General features: G+C 58.7%; 18 protein-coding genes. 9 read left to right on the top strand and 9 right to left on the bottom strand.

What is annotated here, in order from left to right; translation table 11 throughout:
- Positions 1-54: 54 nt before the first annotated feature.
- The 6 genes from gpmA to modE all read right to left on the bottom strand — a co-directional run bounded on the left by gpmA (position 55) and on the right by modE (position 6,734).
- The gene (gpmA, locus tag HZZ01_RS08585) at positions 55-807 is read right to left on the bottom strand and encodes a 2,3-diphosphoglycerate-dependent phosphoglycerate mutase (protein WP_003851893.1); all 753 of its coding nucleotides are present in this window, start codon (positions 805-807) and stop codon (positions 55-57) included.
- A 151-nt stretch (positions 808-958) separates the two neighbouring features.
- On the bottom strand, positions 959-1,993 hold the full coding sequence (gene galM, locus HZZ01_RS08580; protein WP_179896456.1) for a galactose-1-epimerase: 1,035 nt from the start codon (positions 1,991-1,993) through the stop codon (positions 959-961).
- Positions 1,987-3,135 carry a galactokinase gene (gene galK / locus HZZ01_RS08575; RefSeq protein WP_179896454.1) on the bottom strand — a complete coding sequence of 383 codons (1,149 nt, stop codon included), beginning with the start codon at positions 3,133-3,135 and terminating at the stop codon, positions 1,987-1,989. The genes galM and galK overlap by 7 nt, the downstream gene beginning before the upstream one ends.
- Entirely contained in the window at positions 3,132-4,178 is a 1,047-nt protein-coding gene (gene galT, locus HZZ01_RS08570; protein WP_179896452.1) for a galactose-1-phosphate uridylyltransferase, read from the bottom strand. Before galT ends, galK begins: the two co-directional genes overlap by 4 nt.
- A gap of 237 nt (positions 4,179-4,415) precedes the next feature.
- Positions 4,416-5,888, bottom strand: coding sequence for a molybdate ABC transporter ATP-binding protein ModF (gene modF / locus HZZ01_RS08565; RefSeq protein WP_179896450.1), 1,473 nt, complete (start codon positions 5,886-5,888; stop codon positions 4,416-4,418).
- 69 nt (positions 5,889-5,957) lie between these two features.
- A complete protein-coding gene (gene modE, locus HZZ01_RS08560) occupies positions 5,958-6,734 on the bottom strand; it encodes a molybdenum-dependent transcriptional regulator (RefSeq protein WP_179896448.1) in 777 nt (258 codons plus the stop codon).
- 136 nt (positions 6,735-6,870) lie between these two features.
- On the opposite strand from modE, the gene HZZ01_RS08555 reads away from it, so the two are divergent.
- From HZZ01_RS08555 to modC, 4 genes are all read left to right on the top strand, one after another.
- Complete coding sequence (locus HZZ01_RS08555; RefSeq protein WP_008925042.1) at positions 6,871-7,026, top strand: AcrZ family multidrug efflux pump-associated protein; 156 nt, start codon at positions 6,871-6,873, stop codon at positions 7,024-7,026.
- 144 nt (positions 7,027-7,170) lie between these two features.
- Positions 7,171-7,944 carry a molybdate ABC transporter substrate-binding protein gene (gene modA / locus HZZ01_RS08550; RefSeq protein WP_179896446.1) on the top strand — a complete coding sequence of 258 codons (774 nt, stop codon included), beginning with the start codon at positions 7,171-7,173 and terminating at the stop codon, positions 7,942-7,944.
- Positions 7,941-8,630 (top strand): molybdate ABC transporter permease subunit, encoded by a 690-nt coding sequence (gene modB, locus HZZ01_RS08545; protein WP_179896444.1) that lies wholly within the window; start codon positions 7,941-7,943, stop codon positions 8,628-8,630. Before modA ends, modB begins: the two co-directional genes overlap by 4 nt.
- Positions 8,630-9,688, top strand: coding sequence for a molybdenum ABC transporter ATP-binding protein ModC (gene modC, locus HZZ01_RS08540; RefSeq protein ID WP_179896443.1), 1,059 nt, complete (start codon positions 8,630-8,632; stop codon positions 9,686-9,688). The genes modB and modC overlap by 1 nt, the downstream gene beginning before the upstream one ends.
- Here the strand turns inward: modC and HZZ01_RS08535 are convergent, their stop codons facing one another.
- Complete coding sequence (locus HZZ01_RS08535) at positions 9,689-10,507, bottom strand: pyridoxal phosphatase (RefSeq protein WP_179896441.1); 819 nt, start codon at positions 10,505-10,507, stop codon at positions 9,689-9,691.
- 155 nt (positions 10,508-10,662) lie between these two features.
- On the opposite strand from HZZ01_RS08535, the gene pgl reads away from it, so the two are divergent.
- A complete protein-coding gene (pgl, locus tag HZZ01_RS08530; protein ID WP_179896439.1) occupies positions 10,663-11,664 on the top strand; it encodes a 6-phosphogluconolactonase in 1,002 nt (333 codons plus the stop codon).
- A gap of 45 nt (positions 11,665-11,709) precedes the next feature.
- Here pgl and HZZ01_RS08525 read toward each other — a convergent pair whose 3' ends face one another.
- Together HZZ01_RS08525 and bioA are read right to left on the bottom strand one after the other, a co-directional pair.
- Complete coding sequence (locus tag HZZ01_RS08525) at positions 11,710-12,186, bottom strand: kinase inhibitor (protein WP_179896437.1); 477 nt, start codon at positions 12,184-12,186, stop codon at positions 11,710-11,712.
- A 75-nt stretch (positions 12,187-12,261) separates the two neighbouring features.
- Entirely contained in the window at positions 12,262-13,566 is a 1,305-nt protein-coding gene (gene bioA, locus HZZ01_RS08520; protein WP_179896435.1) for an adenosylmethionine--8-amino-7-oxononanoate transaminase, read from the bottom strand.
- A gap of 86 nt (positions 13,567-13,652) precedes the next feature.
- On the opposite strand from bioA, the gene bioB reads away from it, so the two are divergent.
- The 4 genes from bioB to bioD are packed head-to-tail and all read left to right on the top strand — an operon-like array spanning position 13,653 to position 17,242.
- Positions 13,653-14,684 carry a biotin synthase BioB gene (bioB, locus tag HZZ01_RS08515; protein ID WP_179896433.1) on the top strand — a complete coding sequence of 344 codons (1,032 nt, stop codon included), beginning with the start codon at positions 13,653-13,655 and terminating at the stop codon, positions 14,682-14,684.
- Positions 14,684-15,835, top strand: coding sequence for an 8-amino-7-oxononanoate synthase (gene bioF, locus HZZ01_RS08510; protein ID WP_179896432.1), 1,152 nt, complete (start codon positions 14,684-14,686; stop codon positions 15,833-15,835). Before bioB ends, bioF begins: the two co-directional genes overlap by 1 nt.
- A complete protein-coding gene (bioC, locus tag HZZ01_RS08505; RefSeq protein WP_179896430.1) occupies positions 15,819-16,574 on the top strand; it encodes a malonyl-ACP O-methyltransferase BioC in 756 nt (251 codons plus the stop codon). The genes bioF and bioC overlap by 17 nt, the downstream gene beginning before the upstream one ends.
- Positions 16,571-17,242, top strand: a complete 672-nt coding sequence (gene bioD / locus HZZ01_RS08500) for a dethiobiotin synthase (RefSeq protein ID WP_179896428.1) — start codon at positions 16,571-16,573, stop codon at positions 17,240-17,242. Before bioC ends, bioD begins: the two co-directional genes overlap by 4 nt.
- Position 17,243: the final 1 nt, after the last annotated feature.

Here is a 17,243-nt window from a genome sequence, read left to right as displayed (position 1 = left end):
CATTAATAAAAAAGGCCAGACTTTCGTCTGGCCTTTTTGCCTTTCAGCGAGGAATTACTTCGCTTTACCCTGATTCGCAACGGCTGCGGCTTTCGCGGCAATCTCATCCTGGTCGCCCAGGTAGTAGCGTTTCAGCGGTTTGAAGTTTTCATCGAACTCATAGACCAGCGGTACGCCGGTAGGGATGTTCAGTTCGAGGATTTCATCTTCGCTCAGGTTATCCAGATATTTCACCAGCGCACGCAGTGAGTTGCCGTGTGCGGCAATGATCACTTTCTCACCGCTTTTAATGCGCGGCAGAATGGTGTCGTTCCAGTAAGGGATAACACGGTCGATGGTCAGCGCCAGGCTTTCGGTGGTTGGCAGCTGCTCTGGGGTCAGTTTCGCGTAACGCGGGTCATGGCCCGGGAAGCGCTCATCAGAACGATCCAGCTCTGGCGGGGTGACGGCAAAGCCGCGACGCCACTGCTTAACCTGCTCGTCGCCATATTTGGCGGCAGTTTCAGCTTTATCCAGACCCTGCAGCGCACCGTAGTGACGCTCGTTCAGACGCCAGGTTTTCTCAACCGGCAGCCAGGCCTGATCCAGCTCATCCAGTACATTCCACAGCGTGTGAATCGCACGCTTCAGTACAGAGGTGTAAGCGAAATCAAAAACAAAGCCCTCTTTCTTCAGCAACTGACCTGCTGATTTGGCTTCGCCACGACCTTTCTCAGAAAGGTCAACATCATACCAACCGGTAAAGCGGTTTTCGTTGTTCCACTGGCTTTCGCCGTGTCGCACCAGAACCAGCTTAGTTACAGCCATAGCTTAACTCCTTAATACTGTGATGTTTCTGTGAGATTGGAAACCTGCTGCTGCCCGCCTGATACACGAGCTGATTGCGCCATACCATAACGGAAAAGCGAGCAGCGCGTAAGCCTGTGTGTGACGCACTGCGCGTTTTTCAGCCGGAGGCTCAGCGTGGTGTGAAGCGATAACGCGTCACCGATTCCCAGCGATCTCCCGGCTGCAGCCAGCAATCAGGCTGAGGCCACTCAGCATGATTAGGCGAATCCGGTAAAAATTCACTCTCCAGCGCAATGCCCTGAAATGCAGTATAGCTCGCCTGCTCACGGGCACGAGTGCCCGCCAGATAGTTGCCGGAGTAGAACTGCAACGCCGGGGCTGACGTGGTCACGCTGAGCTGTAATTTGCCATCTTCCGACCAGAGTTCTGCCGCAGGCTGACTCTCGTCGCCAGCGCTGTTAAGCAGAAACGCATGGTCATAGCCCTTCACGGCGCGCTGGTCGTCATCTGCCAAAAAATCCTGCGCCACAACTTTGGCGTTGCGGAAATCAAAGCTGGTATCGGTGACCGCTTTCAGCGGCGCATTCGGAATGCCCTCGCTGTCGACCGGCAAATAATGGTCGGCGTGCAGTTGTAAGCGATGCTGGCGTGCGTCGCCATGATGCGCATCAAGGTTAAAGTAGGCATGGTTGGTCAGATTGACCGGGCAGGGCTGATCGCAGCGCGCTTCATAGCTGATGCTCAGGCAGTTCTGGTCATCCAGCTGATAGCGCAGGTCGGCAATCAGATTGCCCGGATAGCCCTGGTCGCCATCCGGCGAATCGATGCGGTAGTGCACTTCGCTGTCGGACTGACTGACGATCTGCCAGCGACGTTTATCAAAGCCTTCCGGCCCGCCATGCAGCTGATGTGCACCCTGGTTGGGTACCAGCTGGCGGTTCAGTTTATTGAGTTTTGCCCCGGCGATACGGTTGGCGTAACGGCCCACCGTGGCACCCAGATAGGCATCCTGATGCAGGTAGTCAGAAGGCGTGGCGCAACCGAGCAGCGCTTCACGCACCGTTCCATCCTGCATTGGCACGCGGGCGGAAAGCCAGGTCGCGCCCCAGTCCATAAAGGTTGCCAGCATGCCATTGGCATTGCGCAGCACCGTTATGCGCCACGGCTGACCGTCGGGCGCATGGGAGTTAACGTCATTCAGCATTGGCCAGCTCCTTCAGAAGCTTTACAGACGTAGAAGGTCTCTTTAATACCGGTCGCGGCTTCATACTGCTCCGCGACGGCAGCTTTAACCTGATCGACGAGGTCCAGTGGCATCAGTGCCACGATGCAGCCACCAAAGCCGCCGCCGGTCATACGGACGCCGCCGCGCTCACCAATCTGCGCTTTCACGATCTCAACCAGGGTGTCGATCGGCGGCACGGTGATTTCGAAATCGTCACGCATAGAGGCGTGAGATTCGGCCATCAGCTGGCCCATACGGGTCAGGTCGCCCTGAGTCAGCGCATCGGCGGCTTCCAGAGTGCGGGCATTCTCGGTCAGCACGTGACGCACGCGTTTGGCCGCCTGTGGGTCGAGCTGCGCCTGCGCCGCTTCAAACTCATTCAGCTCAACGTCACGCAGTGCCTTCTTATTGAAGAAACGTGCGCCCGCTTCACACTGCTCACGGCGGGTGTTGTATTCGCTGCCGACCAGCGTACGACGGAAGTTGGAGTTGATGATCACCACGGCGATATCTTCCGGCATCGACACCGGACGGGTGCCCAGTGTACGGCAGTCGAGCAGCATGGCGTGATCTTTCTGGCCCAGAGCGGAGATCAACTGGTCCATGATGCCGCAGTTACAGCCCACAAACTGGTTCTCCGCTTCCTGGCCATTAACGGCGATAGCTGCGCCATCCAGCGGCAGGTTATAGAGTTGCTGCACCACCGTGCCAACCGCGACTTCCAGCGAGGCAGATGAACTGAGGCCCGCGCCCTGTGGCACGTTGCCGCTGATCACCATGTCGATGCCGCCGAAATCGGCATGACGTTTCTGCAGATGTTTTACCACGCCGCGCACATAGTTGGCCCACATCGGTTCCTTCACGCTGACGATCTCCTCATCCAGTGAGAAGGTGTCCTGCGCATTCTCATAATCGGCAGCAACCACGCGGATCTGGCGATCGTCCCGACGGGCACAGGCGATGACCGTCTGATAATCGATGGCGCACGGCAACACGAAACCGTCGTTATAGTCTGTGTGCTCGCCAATCAGGTTAACGCGGCCTGGGGCCTGAATGGTATGCGTAGCAGCGTAACCGAAAGTGTCAGAGAAAAGCTGCTGCGTGATGGTTTTTAAGCTCATTGTTGTGCCTCACGGAAGTGGACGTCGCTGACAGAACGCAGACGTTCCGCCGCCTGTTCCGCCGTTAAATCGCGTTGGGTTTCGGCCAGCATTTCATAGCCAACCATAAATTTACGCACCGTTGCTGAACGCAGCAGCGGTGGATAGAAGTGAGCATGCAGTTGCCAGTGGTCGTTGGCTTCGCCGTTAAACGGCGCGCCGTGCCAGCCCATCGAGTAGGGGAAGGAGCACTGGAACAGGTTGTCATAGCGGCTGGTCAGCAGCTTAATCGCTTTTGCCAGATCGGTACGCTGCGCCTCATTGAGGTCCGTCAGCTGTTTAACGTGTGTTTTCGGCAGCAGCAGGGTTTCAAACGGCCAGGCGGCCCACCACGGCACTACGGCCAGCCAGTGTTCGGTTTCCACCACGGTACGGCTGCCATCCTGAAGCTCGCGGGCCAGATAATCGACCAGCATCGGCGAGCCATGTTTAGCGAAATAGTCGCGCTGATGGTCATCTTCGCGCTGCGCTTCATTCGGCAGGAAGCTGTTGGCCCAGATCTGACCGTGCGGATGTGGGTTGGAGCAGCCCATCGCCGCACCTTTGTTCTCAAATACCTGCACCCACGGATAGTGCTGACCCAGATCGGCGGTCTGCGTCTGCCAGGTGCGTACCACTTCCTCCAGCGCGCTCAGTGACATCTCCGGCAGGGTTTTGCTGTGATCGGGCGAGAAGCAGATGACCCGACTGGTGCCGCGTGCGCTTTCACAGCGCATCAGGATATCGTCGCTCTCGGGCGCGTCAGGTGTGTCAGTCATCAGTGCGGCAAAGTCATTGGTAAAAACATACGTGCCAGCATAATCCGGGTTTTTGTCGCCGGTGATACGGGTGTTTCCGGCACACAGGAAACAGTCCGGATCATGCGCCGGTAAAGTATTCACCGCCGGAGTTTCCTGCGCGCCTTGCCACGGACGTTTGGCCCGATGAGGTGAAACTAAAATCCATTGATCAATCAGTGGATTGTAACGGCGATGCGGGTGATCGACCGGGTTGAATTTTTCCATGTGAGATCCTGGTAAGCGTCAAAAGCCAAAGAGGCATCGGTAAAAAGTAGCACAACAGCGCGCCCGAAAGCGTGATCAAGTCTGGATAAATGGTATCGTTTACACAAGCTGAATATTCTTATTTCATGGCATTGTGTGCGGTAATGCGGAGTCAAAGGCGGTGAGGAATGGTAGCGCTTACACCAAAGTGCTTTAAAACGCCGCGCTAGCGGCGTTGAAGGACGTGACGTAAAGGCTTTAGCGCAGCGTTTCCTGCTGAAAAACGTAGCCGCCATTATCGGCAACAAAACTCAGGCGATGGGTAATACAGGCGGGCGCATCTTCAGCATGATGTGAAACAAAGAGCAACTGAGTCCGTCCCTCGCCAATCAGCACATCCACAAAGCGCCGCACCAGCTGGCGGTTAATCGGGTCCAGTCCCTGCAGGGGCTCATCCAGAATCAGCAGCGTCGGATGCTTAACCAGCGCGCGGGCAATCAGCACCAGCCGCTGTTGTCCCCATGAGAGCGAGTGAAAAGGCGCATCGCCCAGCCGGTTATCCATCCCCAGCAGCGTCAGCCACTGCTGCGCCAGCCCTTTCTGCCGATCAGACGCCGCCTGATACAGCCCGATGGAGTCAAAGAAGCCCGACAGAATCACCGTCCGCACATTGGTGCTGACGCGGTAATCGAGATGCAGGCTGCTGCTGACATAGCCAATATGCTGTTTAATATCCCAGATGGTTTCGCCACTGCCGCGACGGCGGCCAAACAGGGTTAAATCATTGCTATAGCCCTGCGGATGATCGCCGGTCACGAGGCTTAACAGGGTCGATTTCCCGGCGCCGTTTGGTCCGATAATCTGCCAGTGCTCACCGGCGTTGACCTGCCAGTTCAGTCCCTGAATCACCGGCTGGTCGTTGTACGAGACGCTGCCGTTGCGCAGAATAACGCGCGGGGCATCATCCGCCAGTGAGGGCAACTGATCTGGCGCATCTGCCTCCGGTAACGCCATCCCTGTCAGCTGTTCACTGTGTGCCAGCTGCGCTACCAGCGCTTCTGTTAAAATAGCCTGGCGTAGCCCGCTGTGGGTGAGTGTGCACTCTGCCAGCACGCCAACCTGCTGAATGAAATCGGGAATGTCGTCAAAGCGATTGAGCACCAGCACCAGAGTAAACGCTGGATGCTGCAGGCTGCGCAGCGTGTCGGTCAGGCTGGCGCGTGACGCCACATCCAGTCCGTCAAACGGCTCATCCAGAATCAGCAGATCGGGCTCGTTCATCAGCGCCTGACAGAGCAGGGTTTTGCGGGTTTCGCCGGTGGAAAGATATTTGAAGCGGCGAGACAACAGCGGTTCGATGCCAAACTGCCGGGCAAGCTGTTTGCAGCGATCGGGCTGCTCCACCTCCGCCTGAATCACCTCTGCCACCGTCAGCCCGGTATCTTCTTCGCCTTCGCTGAGCATATCGGTGTTGTTGCGCTGCCATTCCTGCGCCACCAATGTCTGTAACTGCTCCAGCGACAGCCGGACCGGCCGTCTGAAATCGCTGCTGACGGAACCCGCCAGCGGCGGAAGTTCACCGGAGAGCGCGCGCGCCAGTGAGGATTTACCACTGCCGTTGGCACCAACAAAAGCCCAGCTTGCGCCGCGCTGCAGTTCCACCTGATTCAGGTTCAGTATCCGGGTATCGCTAAGACGAAACATGCCTTGCAAAATCTGCAATGAAGCCATGATCTGTTCCATTTTGTGCATCGTGTCACTGAGTTGTAACCATTGCCCGTAATGAAGTCAAATCAACCGCTAGAGCAGGGTAGCGACGATGGCATTTTCCGCCTTAAAACTGGCGATGACGTCGTCGCCCGGCTTCAGCTGCTGCAGCTGATCGTTGCTCAGAGTGGCGCACAGCGTTTCGCCACTGGCGAGCTGCATCAGCACTTCGCTCATCTGCTCGCCGGGTTCGATGGCACTGACCGTGACCGCCAGCTGGTTGTCTTCCTCAGCGGCGTCACGACTGATGCGGATCCACGGCGCTTTGATCAGCACCAGTACCTCTTTACCCGCCGCCAGCTGCAGACGATCGGCGCTGCGCTGCGTTAGCGCCACATTGAGCTGCGTGACGCCATCAGCCAGCTGTATCATCAGATGCTGCACCACCTGCTGCGCATCGTTACTGACCACGGTGCCAAACAGTTGATTGCGGGCGCTGGTCTGCAGAGAGAAGCGGGCGATGGCCGCCAGCAGACTGTCGAGCGGCAGCGTATCCTGCTGCAGGGCATCAAAGGCTTTTTGCTGGATCTGCTCCATCAGCTGAAACAGCTGTATCAGACGCTCACCGTACCGGGTCAGCGTTGCGCCACCGCCGCCTTTACCGCCCGTGGCCCGTGCCACCAGCGTTTCATCCGCCATCTGGTTCATCTCATTAATCGCATCCCAGGCACTTTTGTAGCTGATGCCGGCCAGTTTCGCCCCCTGACTGATCGACCCGGTCTGCTGCACGCGTTTCAGCAGTTCAATACGGCGGGGATCGGCAAACAGTTTCTGTTGTAAACGGATGTGAAGGGACAGTTCGGCTTCCATGACAGCTCCGGCAAAGGGTTAAGGCGAAGGCCGATGATAGCGGCGTTATGTGACCAAAGTAAAAGCACGAAAAGGGCTGCGCAAAATTTTCCTGACCCGTTACAATCACTTTTTTGTTAGCAGAGTGAGACTCTCCATGCTGGAATTACTGAAAAGCCTCGCCTTCGCCGTCCTGATGGTGCCTGTCGTGATGGCGCTGATGCTGGGTATGATTTATGGCCTGGGTGAAGTGTTTAACGTCATTTCTAAAATTGGTCATCGCGAAAAATCCTCAGCTCGTTCGCACAATTAATAGCTGCCACGCCTGCCATCCGTGCGGGCGTGGTCGTTTTACCCTCCCCGAATTTAACCTTTTGTCCCTCCTGCCGATAATTTACTGAACCTCACTGACATTGCGTTATATTATTCGCTACACAACGCATAGCCGGAGAACATCATGTCATTGAATTACACTCGCTGGGGCGTAGCGGGGCTGATCACCGTTTCGCTGGCCGGGCAGGCTGTGGCCGCCGACAATATAACTGTGTTTGCCGCGGCTTCACTGACCAACGCGATGCAGGAGATTGCCAGCCACTATAAAAAAGAGAAGGGGGTGACGGTGGTCTCTTCATTCGCCTCCTCGTCAACGCTGGCGCGCCAGCTTGAGCAGGGTGCCCCTGCCGACCTGTTTATCTCTGCCGATCAGCAATGGATGGATGATGCTGTGGCGAAAAAAAGCGTGATCACACGCACTCGCTACACTCTGCTGGGCAACGACCTGGTATTGATTGCGCCACGCAGTGCTGCAGCCAAAGCGGTGACGCTGGACGCGCAGACCGACTGGAAAACCCTGCTGCACGGTGAACGTCTGGCGGTCGGCGATCCGGACCATGTTCCGGCCGGTATCTACGCCAAAGAGGCGCTGCAAAAGCTGGGTGCCTGGGAAGGTGTTGAACCGTCGCTGGCGCCAGCCAATAATGTACGGGCGGCGCTGGCGCTGGTCGAGCGTAACGAAACGCCTTATGGCATTGTCTATGGGTCGGACGCCGTCGCCAGTGACAAAGTACAGGTAGTGGGCCGTTTTCCGGCAAACAGCCATAAACCGGTGGAATATCCCATGGCGATCGTGAACGATCACGACAATGCTGCTGTTAAAGCGTTTTATGATTATCTGAAAGGACCGCAGGCCGCGGCTATCTTCAAAAACTACGGATTCACACCGACGAAATGATACTCAGCGATCCTGAATGGCAGGCGGTACTGCTTAGCCTTAAAGTCTCTGGCATAGCCGTGCTGGGCAGTCTGCCATTTGGCATCCTGATGGCCTGGATTCTGGTGCGCTGCCGTTTTCCCGGCAAAGCGCTGCTCGACAGCCTGATTCACCTGCCGCTGGTGCTGCCGCCGGTGGTGGTGGGTTATCTGCTGCTGATTAGCCTGGGCCGGCGCGGCATCATTGGCGAAAAGCTTTTTGACTGGTTTGGTTTTAGCTTTGCTTTCAGCTGGCGCGGCGCGGCACTGGCGTCTGCCGTGATCGCCTTTCCGTTGATGGTGCGCGCCATCCGGCTGGCGCTGGAGGCGGTGGATAGCCGGCTGGAGCAGGCAGCGCGCACGCTGGGTGCCGGACGCTGGCGGGTCTTTTTCACCATCACGCTGCCGCTGACGCTGCCGGGCGTGATCGTCGGCACGGTTTTGGCGTTTGCCCGTTCGTTGGGCGAATTCGGTGCCACCATCACCTTCGTTTCTAATATTCCCGGCGAGACGCGTACGCTTCCGCTGGCGATGTTTACCCTGATCGAAACCCCCGGCGCGGAAGGCGCGGCGGCGCGCCTTTGCGTTATCGCTATCGTGCTGGCGCTGGCGTCACTGCTGGCGTCGGAATGGCTGGCTCGCGCAGGCCGTAAGCGGATGGGAAGCTGATGCTATCACTCAACTTTATGCAGCAGCAGGGGGATCACCAGCTTGCGATCGACCTGCAGATCCCGGCCAAAGGGATCACCGCCATTTTTGGTGTTTCCGGCGCCGGTAAGACTTCCCTGATTAACGCGATCAGCGGGCTGACCCAGCCGCAGCGGGGACGGATCCAGCTTAACGATCGTCTGCTGTTTGATGCGGAGCAGAAGATTGCGCTGCCGCCCGAAAAACGGCGCATCGGTTATGTGTTTCAGGATGCGCGACTGTTCCCGCACTATCGGGTCCGTGGCAATCTTCAATATGGCATGGCTCCGTCGATGAAAGCGCAGTTCGACAGCCTGGTGTCGCTGCTGGGTCTGGAGGCGCTGCTGCCGCGCTTTCCGCTATCGCTGTCGGGTGGAGAAAAGCAGCGGGTCGCGATTGGCCGTGCGCTGCTGACCGCACCGGATATGCTTCTGCTGGACGAGCCGCTGGCGTCGCTGGATCTGCCACGCAAACGTGAACTGATGCCCTATCTGCAAAAGCTGACGAAGCAGGTCGACATTCCGATGCTCTACGTTTCGCACAGTCTCGATGAGATCCTGCATCTGGCGGATAACGTGCTGGTGCTGGATGAGGGCAAGGTCAAGGCCTTTGGTCCGCTGGAGCGGGTCTGGAGCAGCAACGCGATGCGTCCCTGGCTGCCGGTGAGCGAACTGACCAGTGTGCTGCGGGTACTGGTGCTGGAGCAGCATCCCGATTATCCGATGACCGCGCTCTCGCTGGGCGACCAGCACATCTGGGTCAGCCGGGTGAATCAGCCTATTAAAACTGCGCTGCGTATTCGCATCGCCTCTTCTGATGTCTCGCTGGCGCTGCAACCCCCGCAGCACAGCTCTATCCGCAACATTTTACCGGCGCAGGTGGTAGAACTGCTGGAGGTCGGCGATCAGGTGGAGGTGAAGCTGCGCATCGGTATCAGCGAGCTCTGGGCGCGCATCACGCCATGGGCGCGTGATGAGCTGGGCATCCGGCCAGATCAGTGGCTCTATGCCCAGATCAAAAGCGTCTCAGTAACGCCCTGATTACAACACGTACTGACGGAGGGTATCGGCAATACCCGTTTCAAGATTGGTGCCGATTACCCTTTTCGCCCGCGCTTTGATCGCGTCGTCAGCATTGCCCATCGCCACACCCAGTCCGGCCGTTTCCAGCATGCTGAGATCGTTGTAGTTATCCCCGAAAGCAATCACATCGGACATATTCAGTCCCAGTGATTCAACCCACTGCGCCAGCCGCTTGCCTTTGCTGTTGCCACCTTTGGCGATATCCACCTGATCGTGCCATGACCATTCGCAGGCCAGACCCAGCTCCGCTTCGGCACGAGTAGCAAACTGCTGCAGCTCTTCGTGATTATCGTGCGACAGGGCAAACTTCCAGATCGAACCGGCGTCACGCGCAGCCTGAGCTAAATCGGGCACCTGGCGGAACACCGGACGCTGATGAGCAGGCAGCGATTCGGCCCACTTCAGGGTGCGCATTACGTGACCCGTCGGCGTCTGATAGAGCATCGCATCATCCACGTAGAGCAACCCATGAATCTGCTGCTGCTCCAGCCTTTCAATCACCTGTAACGCCAGTTGGGGATCCAGCGGATCAGACGCCAGCACCTTTTTCGCCGGGTAATCATACAGGTAGGTGCCATTACAGCAGATTGCGGGGGTATCCAGTTGTAACGCCTGATAAAAAGGGTGGATAGCGCAGTGATGCCGTCCGGTCACGATAGCAACATGAACGCCCGCCTGGCGGGCCTGGTTTAACACGTCGATTGACTGCGGCAGAATCGTTTTGGCTGGGGTCAGCAGTGTGCCGTCGAGGTCGAGGGCAATTACACGGTAGCTCATTAATCCTCACGTTTTTCCGGGTCTACAGGGCCTGAAGTCTACACCTGACTAAGGTCCGGAGACAAAAAACAGGGCACAAATGATTCCAGCGTAGGGCACTAAAACGCGCTACAGTGATTCAAAGATCATGACAAGGCAGCAAAAAAGGAGAATGCATGAAACAGGTTGTCTACACCGCCAGTCCCGAGAGCCAACAGATTCACGTCTGGCAGATGAATGATGAGGGTGCGCTGACGTTGCTTCAGGTGACGGATGTCGCCGGCCAGGTTCAGCCGATGGTGGTGAGTCCGAAACGCGATTTTCTCTATGTCGGCGTGCGTCCCAATTTTCGCGTGCTGGCCTTTAAGATTGCCGCTGATGGCACGCTGACCGAAGCCGGTCAGGCACCGTTGCCTGGCAGCCCGACCCACATTTCCACCGATCGCGAGGGCCGGTTTCTGTTCTGCGGCTCCTACAATGATGCCTGCGTGAGCGTTAGCCCGATTGGCGATGATGGCATTCCGCAGGCCCCGCTGCAGGTCATCAAGGGGCTGGATGGCTGCCATTCGGCCAATATCGATACGGACAACAGGACCCTCTATGTGCCAGCACTGAAGCAGGATCGTATCTGTCTGTTCGCGCTGGGTGCCGACGGTCAGCTGACGCCGCGTAAACAGGCGCAGGTCACGACAGTAGAAGGTGCAGGCCCACGCCATATGCAGTTCCATCCGGGCGGCCAGTTTGCTTACTGTGTGAACGAGCTCGACAGCACGGTTGAGGTCTGGGCATTAAATACGGGCGAAGGCGAAGCAGAAAGCGTGCAGACGCTGGATATGATGCCACCTGACTTCACCGGTACGCGCTGGGCAGCTGATATTCACCTGACGCCGGATGGCCGATTCCTTTACGCCTGCGATCGCACCAGCAGCACTCTGGCGGTGTTCAGCGTCAGCGAACTGGGCGATGAGCTGACTCTGGAAGGGTTCCAGCCGACCGAAACGCAGCCGCGCGGGTTTAATATCGATCACAGCGGACGCTATCTGGTGGCGGCGGGACAGAAATCGCATCACATCGAAGTCTATTCGATTACCGAACCGAAAGGGCTGTTACAGCCGTCAGGACGTTATGCAGTAGGGCAAGGCCCGATGTGGGTCGTGATTCACCCGCTTCAGGCGTAACGCACTACAAAAAATGCCTCTCCCGGGCGGGAGAGGCGTACTGAATTACTGATAATTCACGGTCAGCGAGGCGCTCGCCAGTGCGTGGAAATGCACATTAAAGCCGACCATTGCGCCACTGGCGCCTTCATCCACCTCAATCGTCTCCACATCCAGTGCATGCACGGTGAAAATGTAGCGATGGGTTTCGCCCTGCGGCGGAGCCGCGCCACCGTAGCCCGCCTGACCGAAATCGGTACGGGTCTGAATTGCGCCAGCTGGCAGTGAGGCTTTGCCGGAACCGGCACCCTGCGGCAGTGACGTGGTGCTGGCCGGAAGATTCGCTACCACCCAGTGCCACCAGCCTGAACCGGTCGGCGCATCAGGATCGTAGCAGGTCACCACGAAACTTTTGGTGCCTTCCGGCGCCGCTTCCCAGGCAAGATGGGGAGAGATATTCTCGCCCTGATAACCCATGCCGTTGAAAACATGCTTTTCAGGCATCCTGTCGCCGTCATTAAAATCCTGACTAAAAACGCGCATCACATCTCCTCACTTGTCGATGAATAGCCTTTCATCATAACCAAAAGCGCCATCAGTGCCAGCAGTCAGCCCGCTTCAGGCGACAAAATGTTGTGAATGTTCCAGCGCTCCGCCTATCGCCTGCACCAGCTGACTCAGCGCCTGTGGCGTGATGATATAGGGTGGCATCAGGTAGATCAGACGACCAAATGGCCGGATCCAGACGCCCTGTTCAACAAAGAAGTGCTGCAGTGCCGCCATGTTGACCGCCTGATGGGTTTCCACCACGCCAATCGCGCCCAGCACGCGCACATCGGCCACCTGCGGTGAACTGCGCAGCGGCAGCAACTCAGCCCGCAGTTGCTGTTCAATTGCGGCCACCTGCTGCTGCCAGTGACCTTCCGTCAGCATGGTCAGGCTTTCTGCCGCGACCGCGCAGGCCAGCGGATTGCCCATAAAAGTCGGGCCATGCATAAAACAGCCCGCCGCGCTGCGGCTGATGGTGTCGGCAACGTCGCGGGTGGTCAGAGTCGCCGCCAGTGTCATCATGCCGCCAGTCAGCGCTTTGCCGACGCAAAGTATATCCGGGGTAATCCCCGCGTGTTCACAGGCAAAGAGTCTGCCGGTGCGGCCAAAGCCGGTGGCGATCTCATCCACAATCAGCAGCACGCCATAACGGTCGCAGGCTTCCCGCACCTGCTGCAGATAGCGCGGATGATAGAAACGCATCCCGCCCGCACCCTGCACAATTGGCTCCAGAATTACCGCCGCCAGTTGCCGGTGATGTTTTTCGATCCGCCGGGCGAAATCATCGAAATCACGCTCGTCCCATTCATCTTCAAAGCCGCAGGCCGGGGCTGCCGCAAAGTGGTGCTCCGGAAGATAGCCGCGCCACAGGCTGTGCATCGAGTTTTCAGGATCGCACACCGACATCGCCGCAAAGGTGTCGCCGTGATAGCCGCGCTTCAGCGTCAGGAACTGCTGGCGCGTTTCACCCCGTCCCAGCCAGTACTGCAGCGCCATCTTCATCGATACTTCCACCGCCACCGAGCCGGAATCGGCCAGGAAAACGCACTCCAGCGCGTCGGGTGTCATTGCCACTAACTGACGGCAGAGCGCCACCGCCGCGGGATGGGTAATCCCGCCAAACATGACGTGCGACATCTGCGTCACCTGTTCCGTCAGCGCCCGGTTCAGGCGCGGATGGTTATAGCCGTGGATCGCCGCCCACCACGATGACATCCCATCCACCAGCTCACTGCCATCGGCCATCTGCAACTGAAAACCCTGCGCGGCCACCACCGGGTAACAGGGCAGCGGGTCCTGCATGGAGGTGTAGGGATGCCAGATATGCTGGCGGTCAAAACGGGCATCATCTGAGGAAAAAACAGGGGTAGTCATCGGAGTTGTAAACCAAAATAAAAAAATATAGTTTACAAGTATACCCCTGCTTTCTGTCGGGATGACACCCTTTTCTGGAGTAAGTAATGGCTCAACGCTGGACAATTGCACAGGCGCAAGCGCTGTTTGATCACCCTTTTCTCGAACTGATGTTTCAGGCGCAACAGGTGCATCGTCAGCACTTCGACCCGCGCCAGGTGCAGGTCAGTACCCTGCTGTCGATTAAAACCGGCGCCTGTCCGGAAGATTGCAAATATTGCCCGCAGAGCGCGCGCTACAAGACCGGCCTGGAGTCGGAACGTCTGATGGAAGTGGAGGAGGTGCTGACCTCCGCGCGTCAGGCCAAAGCCGCCGGTTCAACCCGTTTCTGCATGGGAGCCGCGTGGAAAAATCCGCACGAGCGCGATATGCCATACCTGGAAAAGATGGTCGAAGGCGTGAAGGCGATGGGGATGGAAACCTGCATGACGCTCGGCACCCTCAGCGATCAACAGGCACAGCGACTGGCGGGCGCGGGCCTCGATTACTACAACCATAATCTCGACACCTCACCGGAATTCTACGGCTCCATTATTACTACCCGCAGCTATCAGGAACGTCTGGATACGCTGGGCAAAGTGCGTGACGCCGGGATCAAAGTCTGTTCGGGAGGCATCGTTGGTCTGGGCGAAACCGTGAACGACCGCGCCGGATTACTGGTGCAGTTAGCGAACCTGCCGACGCCGCCGGAGAGTGTGCCGATCAACATGCTGGTGAAGGTTAAAGGGACGCCGCTGGCGGATAACGATGATGTCGAACCGTTCGATTTTATCCGTACCATCGCGGTGGCGCGCATCATGATGCCGACCTCGCATGTACGTCTCTCTGCGGGCCGCGAACAGATGAGCGAGCAGACCCAGGCAATGTGCTTTATGGCCGGAGCGAACTCGATTTTCTACGGCTGCAAACTGCTGACCACGCCGAATCCGGAAGAGGATAACGATCGCGTGCTGTTCCGCAAACTGGGGCTGAACCCGGAGCATACCCACACCCAACACGGCGATCAGCAGCAGGAAGAACAACTCAGCGAGCAGCTGTTCCATGCCGACACTGAACAGTTCTACAACGCGGCGCTGTAATGAGCTGGCAGCAACGACTTCAGCAGGGGCTGGCGCAGCGTCGTGCGGTCGATGGCTGGCGGCAGCGTCGGATCATCGATCAGCAATCCACCCGCACGCTGCAGAGCGGCGGCCGCCGCTATCTCCACTTCTCCAGCAATGATTATCTCGGCTTAACCCGCCATCCTGCGGTGATTGCGGGCTGGCAGCAGGGCGCGGCGCTGGCGGGCGCGGGGGCGGGCGCTTCAGGGCATGTCACCGGTTATCACCGTCAGCACGCCGATCTTGAAGCGCAGCTGGCCGACTGGCTCGGCTATGACCGTGCGCTGCTCTTTATCTCCGGCTTTGCGGCTAATCAGGCGGTAATTCATCTGCTGGGCGAGAAAAACGATCGCATCCTGGCCGACAAACTCAGCCATGCCTCGCTGCTCGATGCCGCCAGCCACAGCCCGGCGCAGCTGCGCCGTTTCAGTCACAACGATCCGGAGAGCCTGGCGGCGAGACTCGACTCACCCTGCGAGGGGGAGACACTGGTGGTGACCGAGGGCATTTTCAGCATGGATGGCGACAGTGCGCCGCTGGCCGCACTGGCACAACAGACACAGCAGGCGCAGGGCTGGCTGCTGGTGGATGATGCGCACGGCATCGGCGTGGTGGGTGAGCAGGGGCGCGGCAGCTGCTGGCTGCAGGGCGTTAAACCGGAACTGCTGGTGGTCACCTTTGGGAAAGCGTTTGGCGTCAGCGGTGCCGCGCTGCTGTGCGATGCGGACACCGCCGACTATTTCCTGCAGTTCAGCCGGCATCTGATCTACTCCACCGCGATGCCCGCCGCGCAGGCTGTCGCGCTGCAGGCGGCGCTGCAGGTGATTCAGCAGGGCGATGCACTGCGCCAGCAACTGCAGCAGAACATCCAGCATTTCCGGCGGGGCGCGGCGTCGCTGCCCTGGCAACTGATGAACTCCACCAGCGCGATCCAGCCGCTGCTGGTGGGCGAAAATAGCGATGCGATGGCGCTCTCAACCCAGCTGGCAGAGGCGGGCTGCTGGGTCAGCGCGATCCGGCCACCGACCGTGCCGCCGGGAACGGCACGGCTACGCATTACCCTGACGGCGGCACATCGCGCTGAGGACATTGACAGGTTGCTGGAGGCGCTGCATGACGCTGCGGGTTGATAAGCAGGCGGTTGCGCGCGCCTTTGGCCGGGCGGCCAGCCATTACGACACCCATGCGGCGCTGCAACGTCTCAGCGGCGATGCGCTGCTGGCTCGCGCACCGGTTCACAGCGGGTTGCAACTGCTGGATGCCGGGTGTGGCACCGGCTGGTATAGCAGGCTGTGGCGCGAACGTGGCAAACAGGTGACGGCACTGGATCTCTCGCCGCAGATGTTGCAACAGGCGCGGGATAACGACGCGGCGCAGCACTATCTGGCGGGCGACATCGACGCGTTGCCGCTGGCAGATAACAGCATCGACCTGGTATGGAGCAACCTGGCGGTGCAGTGGAGTGAGGATCTGCCCGGCGCGCTGCGCCAGTTCCGGCGGGTGCTGCGGCCCGATGGCACGCTGCTGTTTTCCACGCTGGGCGACGGTTCGCTACAGGAGGTTCATGAGGCCTGGTCCCATCTGGATGCATTACCGCATGCCAATCGCTTTCTCAGCGAGCCGCAGATTGCGGCGGCCTGTCAGGCAGAGCAACTGTGTTGCAGCTCAGAGGTGGTGACCCTGCATTTTCCTGATGCGCTCAGCGCCATGCGATCCCTGAAGGGGATTGGTGCGACCCATCTGCATCAGGGCCGCGACGGGCAGATAGTCACCCGCCAGCGGCTTAACCAGTTAGAGGCGCACTGGCCGCGCGATCGGCACGGCTATCGCCTGAGTTACCATTTAATTTATGGAGTTACCCTTTCATGAAACGGTTTTTTATTACCGGCACTGACACTGAGGTCGGTAAAACTGTCGCCAGTGGCGCATTGTTGCAGGCGGCAGCCGCAGCAGGCTTTCGCTGTGCGGGCTATAAGCCGGTTGCGTCAGGATGTGAGATGACACCAGACGGGATTCGCAACAGCGATGCGCTGGCGCTGCAGCGATTCAGCAGCGTGCCGTTAGCCTATCAGCAGGTCAATCCGCTGGCGTTTATGGAACCGACCTCGCCGCACATCGTCAGCGCCGAAGAGGGCCGGCCCATTACGCATCTGGCGCTGTCGGCGGGGCTGGCGGCGCTGGAACCCCTGGCGGACTGGATTCTGGTTGAGGGCGCGGGCGGCTGGTACACCCCGCTGTCAGAGACACACACTTATGCGGACTGGGTGGTCAGCGAAAAGCTGCCCGTCATTCTGGTGGTGGGGATTAAGCTCGGCTGCATCAACCACGCGATGCTCACCGCAGAGGCGGTGCGGGCGCGTGGCCTGCCGCTGGTGGGGTGGATCGCCAACACCGTCGAACCGCCTGGAAAACGCTATCCGGAGTATCTCACCAGCCTGAAAAACCGACTGCCTGTGCCCTGCCTGGGCACGATTCCGTATCTTACCGATGCGGCGCAGCAGGCGTCCTGTGGTCACTACCTGACGCTCCCGGCGTGAG

This window comes from Pantoea sp. WMus005 (genome assembly GCF_013415305.1).
Classification (GTDB): domain Bacteria; phylum Pseudomonadota; class Gammaproteobacteria; order Enterobacterales; family Enterobacteriaceae; genus Pantoea; species Pantoea rara.
Note: the sequence above shows the minus strand (reverse complement) of the source record. Positions and strands in the feature narration are given on the sequence as shown.